The following is a 6,943-nucleotide window of genomic DNA, read 5'->3' as shown; positions in this document are numbered from 1 at the left end:
TCATCAGAAGTATTCGCCGCGGTTTTACGAATCTCGCTGTCGGCAATCATGTAAACCAGGCCACCGTTATTGAAGAAAGACTCAGAAAGCACATCGCGGCTTTCACATTCATCAACGAAACGCTTACCGCTTTTGTTTACAAAGACAAAGTTTTCAGGCGGTACAATGAGTCCTGTCAACAGTGCGCCAGACTTTGGATCGCCGATCGGCATTAGCTGGGCAAATCCCATACCGGTCAATTCAGCACCGGCTTTTTCACCCATCTCAATACCATCGCCAATCAGGGCCGGTGAGTTAGTGGTTTTGATGTCATCAGCAATTTTATTCCAGTATGTGTTGTACTTCTTGAGCATTTGGGTATTTGCACCAAATCCACCGGAAGCCAACACGACACCGTGGTTGACATGCAATATTAGTTTGGTGCCATTTGCCTGTGTCGCCTTGATGCCTTCTACTTTGCCATCGTTGATAATAAGTTCGGTGGCACGGGTGTCGGTCATGATGCGACCGTCTTGCTCTTTAATGCATTTTTGCAGCTTATCAACAAACTCCAGGCCTTTTTGGCGTTTTGGTTTGTGTGCACGACGCCACAAAGCACCAACAGCAATATCAACCGCACTGCGGTTAAAATCGATTCCTTTTTCGGTCAACCAGTTGATCGATTCCATAGAGCGACTGGTGAGCGTTTTAACCAGATCGTACTGACCATAAATGGCGTTACCTTTGAGGTCGGTACGCTTACCACCCAGATAGGTCTGAATCAGGTGCAGTTCAACCGAGTCAAACAGATATTTTTTGCCGTTTTCCAGATCGTCAAAGTAAGCAGCCAGTTGTTCTTTCAGTGTTTTGAAATCATTGAGATATTCTTCGGCAATTTCAGATTCTGGTGTTGCAGCAATGCCCTTCAGGTAGTCAGCTTCACCGGGCAAGGCGGAGAAATCACTTTGCCAGCCAGGCTCAGCAGCGTTCACCCAGCCACCTGTACGGACCGTATTGCCACCAATGGCCGGGAATTTTTCCAGCAGGATAACCGATTTGCCTTTTTCCAGTGCTGTCAGCGTTGCACTCAGGCCCGCACCGCCACCACCAATAACGACCACATCAACGGTTTCTTCAATGGTTTCAGTTGACCATTCAACCGCTTTTTTGGCCTTGCAGCGAAGCGCTTCAGAGTGACCGCCTGCGAGGTCAACCGCATTGGATACGCCGTCAATAACCGCCTGGCTACTGGCTGTAGCGCCAGAAATGACATCGATATTGAGCGATTGCTCATCAAGAATTTGTTGCGGAATTCGCTCAAACGCCGGGTTGGCAATACCTTCGGATTCGTTTGAAGAATCGACAACAATATCGAGGATTTTATCTTCAGAGAAGGTAACCGTCACCGGCAGCTTGCCACTATGACCAATACCATAAGCCGTATACTGACCGGGCTCAAATTCAATTTTTACGTTTTGCAGTTCTTTGATACGCTCATGCTTAACCGCCTCAGCAGCACTGTCCACAATCATGTAGTCCATGATGTCCCACAGTGGGGAAGGAATATGCAGCTCATCTTGCTGGTTAATATCAGCATACTCTGCACAGATCTCGTTGCTAAGTGCCTTGGTTGCCCAGGCAGGTTCCAGCAGACAACCCTTGCCAACACTGATGAGATCATAACCCTGCTCCAGCGCTTTATCTGCATCTGCCCGCTGCGCTATACCGCCAACACCGATGATAGGTACCTCTGCCAGGCTTCTGCTCTTATGCCGGTGATATTTAGCCACGAGCGGTTCTTTATCTTCAGGGTTGACAATGGAATTACGCGCCCAGCTACCCATTGAGACATGCAAATAATCCAGGCCGCAGGTAGCCAGTTTATCCAGAAGATACAGGGTATCTTCAAACCGGATGCCTGGTTCCTCAATTTCCTCCGGAGAAAAACGATAGCCAATAATAAAATCAGACTTTTCGCTTGCTGCCACAACGGCTTTGGCTTTTTCCAGAATCGCCAGGGGGAAGGTGGTTCGTTTCTCGATATCGCCGCCCCATTTGTCACTGCGTCGATTTGAGTGAGGAGAGAAAAATTGCTGGATAAGATAAGTGTTTGCACCGTGGATTTCTACGCCATCAAAGCCCGCCAGAATAGCGCGATTTACAGCATTACCGAAGCGTTCGATCATATCTTCGACTTGCGCTGCTGTCATCTCCAGTGGTGTTTCTGCATTATCACGCAGGGCTGCAACCGGGCTGGCCGATATAGGTGTGTGACCACCGTTGTATTCCCCACTCGCCATACGACCAGCATGGTAAATTTGCAGTATGGCCTTTGAACCTTTTTCTTTGATAGCCCGGGTTAGTTCTTTGAGGCCTTTTATTTTGTTGTCTGTGTCAATACCTAATGCTCCGGGGAATGCACGACCATAGTTTTCTACAAAAGCACTTTCCACGATGATTGCAGCAGCATCGCCCGCACGGGCTGCGTAGTAATCAATCATCAGTTGAGTAACGCCGCCATCAAAAAAAGCAGACTGAATTGTCATTGGTGCCATCATTATGCGATTTTTTAGCGTAGCCCCTGATCGAAGTATTAGCTCATCGGCTAGCTTAGCCATGCACTCTTCCTCTTACAGATTGGTTAATCAATAAGTTAATTATCATATCAAATGCACTTTGGTTTTATTAGAATAGAGTTTTTCTAACAAGAGTATTTGATATATCAATCGATCCATATAAATAGCAGATGTATAAATATAAAAATGATGCATATAACTTTAAAGTCTTAAATAAATAGGGATACAAAAAATTTTTACGATGGTATCAAGCTAATTTGAATGCTTTTTGGTCTCGGTCAATATCTTGATTTTTTTGTAGTAAACCGTCGTCAGAGTCGAAACTGTTGTTTAAAAAGCTTGAATTAAATTATTTAGTTATTTTCTGAGTAGTGAGAGCAAAAGCAGGATAAACTTCCTGAGCTGCCTGCAAGGACAGCATTCGTGCTATATCCTGAATGAAGTCGCCATCGACTACATGAAGTAGATCAAAATGTCAGGGAAATGGGGCACTACCTTGTCTGCCTGTGGTAATAATGTTTTTTCTTCAAAAGAAGACTGGGAATCCATCCTTGGTGAGTTGGATTCCATAGCCCCTCAGCAAAGGCGATAGACGACATAAGCAGTTTTAAGTGAGGTACCTATGATCACTAATATGAATCGTGGCTGGATCGTAGTGACGGCTGGCCTGGCTATCAACTTAATGTTCGGCAGTCTGTACACGTGGAGTATCTTCTCCGAGAATTTTATTCAAACTCAGGGCTGGACCGCTTCTCAGGCATCCACGCCCTACGCAGTGGCAATTGCCGCGTTTGCGCTAATCATGCTGGTAGGTGGTAAGCTGCAGGATCGCCTGGGGCCGCGCATTGTGATTACCATCGCTGGTCTTTGTACTGCGGCAGGTATGTTCCTGTGTAGTGCTATGCCGACCGAAATGGGTGTTATCCTGGGTTTTGGTGTTCTGAACGGTGCAGGCATCGGTCTGGGCTATTCCGCAACGGCTCCGGCAGCGGTGAAATGGTTTAAACCGGAGCAAAAAGGTTTAATTGTCGGTCTGGTTGTCACCGGCTTTGGTTTGGCACCGTTGTATGCGGCTCCGTTGGCCAAATACCTGATCGCAGAATATGGACTGTTTGCCAGCTTTAAAATACTGGCTGTGTTCTTCGGTGGTGTGATCTTTGCTGCTGCTCAGTTCATGAGTGTTCCGGAAGCTGCACCGAACATTGCGACTGCTGATAACAAGGCTGAAGGGACCCCCATTGTTGCTGATGGTCCGGAAACCGGTGAGTACAACTGGAAGCAGATGATCAAGACGCCACAATTTGCTTTGTTGTGGCTGATGTTCCTGGCGGGTTCTATGACCGGTCTGATGATGATTGGTCACATTGGCAACATTGCCAACCTGCAACTGACCGATACTTTCAGCATTACCCTGCTGGTTCAGGCGTTCTCTGTCGCCAATGCTTTGGGTCGCCCGGGTGCAGGCTTAATATCTGACAAGATCGGTCGTGCACGTACTATGAGCATTCTATACACGTTGCAAGGTGCTGTGCTGTTGGTGTTCGGTAGTTTTGATACCTTTAGCATGATCCTGATGGGGGCATTGGTTATCACCTTCACCTATGGTGCAGTGCTGACGGTATTCCCGTCTGCTGCGGGAGACTTCTTCGGTACCAGGAACATGGGCTTTAACTACGCTATCCTGTTCAGCGCGTGGGGTGTTGCGGGCATGGCGGGCCCTAAACTGGCAGGTTATCTGGTGGACACCACTGGCGGTTATGAGAGCACCTTTATGATTTGTGCCGGAGTAAATTTTGTAGCTGCTGCAATTGGTCTTAAGGTCAAACCACCGAAAAAAGCGGCTGATGTTGTGAAAGCGGAAGCTGTTTAGATGGTTTAGGGAAATTAACAGATTGAGTGCTGAATGACGGATAAAGCTTACCCAGTTAAAATTCAAAAGAGCCCAGTTCTAAAGCGGCCTGACGGAGCAGGGGCTGGCGATAGATCTCGACGATCTGTTGGGTAGCGGTGCCAATTAGTGTCTGGATTAGCAGATGTTTCTGCGTGTTAGCGGTGTCTGAAAACAGGAGCTCGTTTGGCAATGAAAGCGTGCATGCTGACCTTCGGTAGCAAAGGCAGCCTGGAACAGGCGGCGTTCGTGGCGCATTCCTTCGTTAAGAGGGGTTTCGAAGGCAACATTGACGGTTTCTTAAGCCATACGTACAGCCCCGGATCGTTGATCTCCACCCGCTCATGACGCTCCACCAGAATAACCGGGGAGTCTGCTTCAGGTGTAGCTACCACTGCCAGAGCAGGCTTTTCTGCTTCAGTCGTATGTTCAGATTTGACAGACTTAACGTTGGTGCTTGAGTTCTTTGACATCATATGTACCTATAGGTCTCGGATCTGTCAGTTAACGGCTGGAGCGGCAGCTTCGTAAAACTCATGCAGGTCAGCATGGTGGTCATCATTTTGACCTTTAACAACGTCATAGGCTCCGTGGCTCGCCATCAGCTCATCAAGAATCGCTTCACGATGCTGATTCAGCATGGGTGCTTTGATTGGCTTTTCAGGATCAAATTCGGTCATGTTGCTCAATTTAATTGGGTTGCCTGCAGTGCGTACCGGCCGGTCGTGTTCTCCTTGAACTTTGATGATCATGTCACGGGCCAGCAGCTGAGGGTTGCTGAATAACTTGTCGATGGTATTGATGGGTGCGCAGGGAACTCCCTCTTCGTTGAGGGCGTCGATCCAATGCTGCATTGGTTTGGTTTTGGTGATTTCTTCTATATCTTTGACCAATTGAACACGGTTTTGAACCCGCAGGTCATTGGTCAGAAACTCTGGTTTCAGTGCCAGATTCGGTGACCCCAGAGCGTCGGCCATCTGCAAGAAGAGCGTGTCGTTGCCTGCACAGATGACAAACTTACCGTCTTCGGCCATAAAGGTCTCAAAAGGTGCCAGTGATGGATGGTTGTCACCGGTTCGGGTGGGTACAACGCCTTCAACGTCGTAACGCGCCAGAGCGGTCTCCAGCAATGCGGCCTGACAGTCGAGCATGCCGATGTCGACACGTGCGCCCTGGGCGTCACGGTTGCGGCTATAGAGTGAAGCCAAAATACCAATAACACCGAACAGGCCTGCGCCCAGGTCACCAAAGCTGGTGCCAACACGGGCAGGCTCTGCACCGGGCCAGCCGGTCAAACCCATTACCCCACCCATTGCCTGTACCACCATGTCGTAGCCTGGGAGTTCACTGAACGGGCCGCTGTGTCCAAAGCCTGAGATAGAGGCATAAACAATATGTGGATGGGTTTTGGCCAGACGCTCCGGGCCGTAGCCAAGTCGTTCCATAACACCGGGGCGGAAATTCTCAACGACAACATCACTGGTGTCTAAGAGTCGCTCCAGAAGTTCCCGGTCACGTGGCGATTTAATATCGAGAGAGATGCTCTCCTTGCCTCGGTTGAAGCACATGAAGTAGGCTGAATCGTCCTCAATGAAAGGCCCGAACGCACGTGTGTCGTCGCCTGTACCAAAACGCTCAATCTTGATGACCCTTGCGCCAAGATCCGCCAGAATCATGGTGCAATAAGGTCCGGAAAGTACGCGGGAGAAGTCCAATACCGTGACGCCGTCCAACGGGCCTGGTTTGTATTCTGTTTCGCTTGTGTGATCCATAGAGGCTACTCCAGGGTTTATAACCTAACAATAACGATACAGAACGTACCGTAATTTCACAAAAGTTGTAAAACAATCGTTTTTTTTCATTGTTCGGGTTTGATTGTAAAAACAACCCCTTCAGGTCAATAAAATCAATTTTATTTGTCCTGATGGTTAAGTATTAATCCTGATTGCTGCGCTTTGTCGGTTTTTTGGAAGAAATCCGAAATGATCATCTGGAATGACATCGCCTTACACTATGAACACAAACAGACGACAGAACACGAACTTATTGAACGACTGAGGTAGTTTTATCAGCAACGGATTCTGATGGAGTACAGCATCTGATCCGTCAGCAGAAACAAAAAAAGAAGGGCAAAGCCCCTCCGGTTATTTTCTGTTTGAGAGAATCGGTTGCTCTGCAGGCTCCTGAAGCTTACGGCTGAAGTCGATCACCTCAAAGAGAAAATCAAGCAACGCGATTCACAACTGGGTCATATGAAAAACATGTTCTTTGGTCGTTCTACCGAAAAGAAGAGTCGCTCAAAACCCGGTCAGGAAAAACAACGCAAAAACACCACACGACAGCCGACAACTCGTAAACGTGGCCAGCAACCAGGTTCACCGAGCCATGGTCGGAGAAAACATGAGAATCTGCCGGTAGTTGATCAGGGCGTTGACCTGCCCGGTGACGAGAAGTGTTGTGCCATCTGTCGCTTGCCCTTCGACCCGTTTCCTGGCTGTGA

General features: G+C 48.3%; 5 protein-coding genes. 2 read left to right on the top strand and 3 right to left on the bottom strand.

The window, feature by feature from the left end; all coding sequences use genetic code 11:
• On the bottom strand, positions 1–2,597 hold a 2,597-nt coding region (locus KDK15_RS20985), incomplete at its 3' end, for an FAD-dependent oxidoreductase (protein ID WP_306800265.1).
• A 580-nt stretch (positions 2,598–3,177) separates the two neighbouring features.
• Between KDK15_RS20985 and KDK15_RS07425 the strand changes: the two genes are divergently transcribed.
• Positions 3,178–4,425, top strand: a complete 1,248-nt coding sequence (locus KDK15_RS07425) for an OFA family MFS transporter (protein WP_257294725.1) — start codon at positions 3,178–3,180, stop codon at positions 4,423–4,425.
• A 176-nt stretch (positions 4,426–4,601) separates the two neighbouring features.
• On the opposite strand, the gene KDK15_RS07420 is transcribed toward KDK15_RS07425, so the two are convergent.
• Together KDK15_RS07420 and KDK15_RS07415 are read right to left on the bottom strand one after the other, a co-directional pair.
• The gene (locus tag KDK15_RS07420; protein ID WP_257294724.1) at positions 4,602–4,919 is read right to left on the bottom strand and encodes a hypothetical protein; all 318 of its coding nucleotides are present in this window, start codon (positions 4,917–4,919) and stop codon (positions 4,602–4,604) included.
• A 24-nt stretch (positions 4,920–4,943) separates the two neighbouring features.
• Positions 4,944–6,215 carry a CaiB/BaiF CoA-transferase family protein gene (locus KDK15_RS07415; RefSeq protein WP_257294723.1) on the bottom strand — a complete coding sequence of 424 codons (1,272 nt, stop codon included), beginning with the start codon at positions 6,213–6,215 and terminating at the stop codon, positions 4,944–4,946.
• A 396-nt stretch (positions 6,216–6,611) separates the two neighbouring features.
• Between KDK15_RS07415 and KDK15_RS07410 the strand changes: the two genes are divergently transcribed.
• A partial coding sequence (locus KDK15_RS07410; protein WP_257294722.1) for a hypothetical protein occupies positions 6,612–6,943 on the top strand: 332 nt, incomplete at its 3' end.

The sequence above is a fragment of the Endozoicomonas sp. YOMI1 genome (assembly GCF_024606345.1).
GTDB lineage: Bacteria > Pseudomonadota > Gammaproteobacteria > Pseudomonadales > Endozoicomonadaceae > Endozoicomonas.
The sequence above is the reverse complement of the archived record's forward strand: the minus strand, read 5'-3'. Positions and strand labels throughout refer to the sequence as shown.

What these genes read in the sequence shown, in the direction of transcription:
- KDK15_RS07420 (WP_257294724.1), bottom strand. Translation starts at nt 4,919, where the DNA reads ATGATGTCAAAGAACTCAAGCACCAACGTTAAGTCTGTCAAATCTGAA.
- KDK15_RS07425 (WP_257294725.1), top strand. Translation starts at nt 3,178, where the DNA reads ATGATCACTAATATGAATCGTGGCTGGATCGTAGTGACGGCTGGCCTG.
- KDK15_RS07415 (WP_257294723.1), bottom strand. Translation starts at nt 6,215, where the DNA reads ATGGATCACACAAGCGAAACAGAATACAAACCAGGCCCGTTGGACGGC.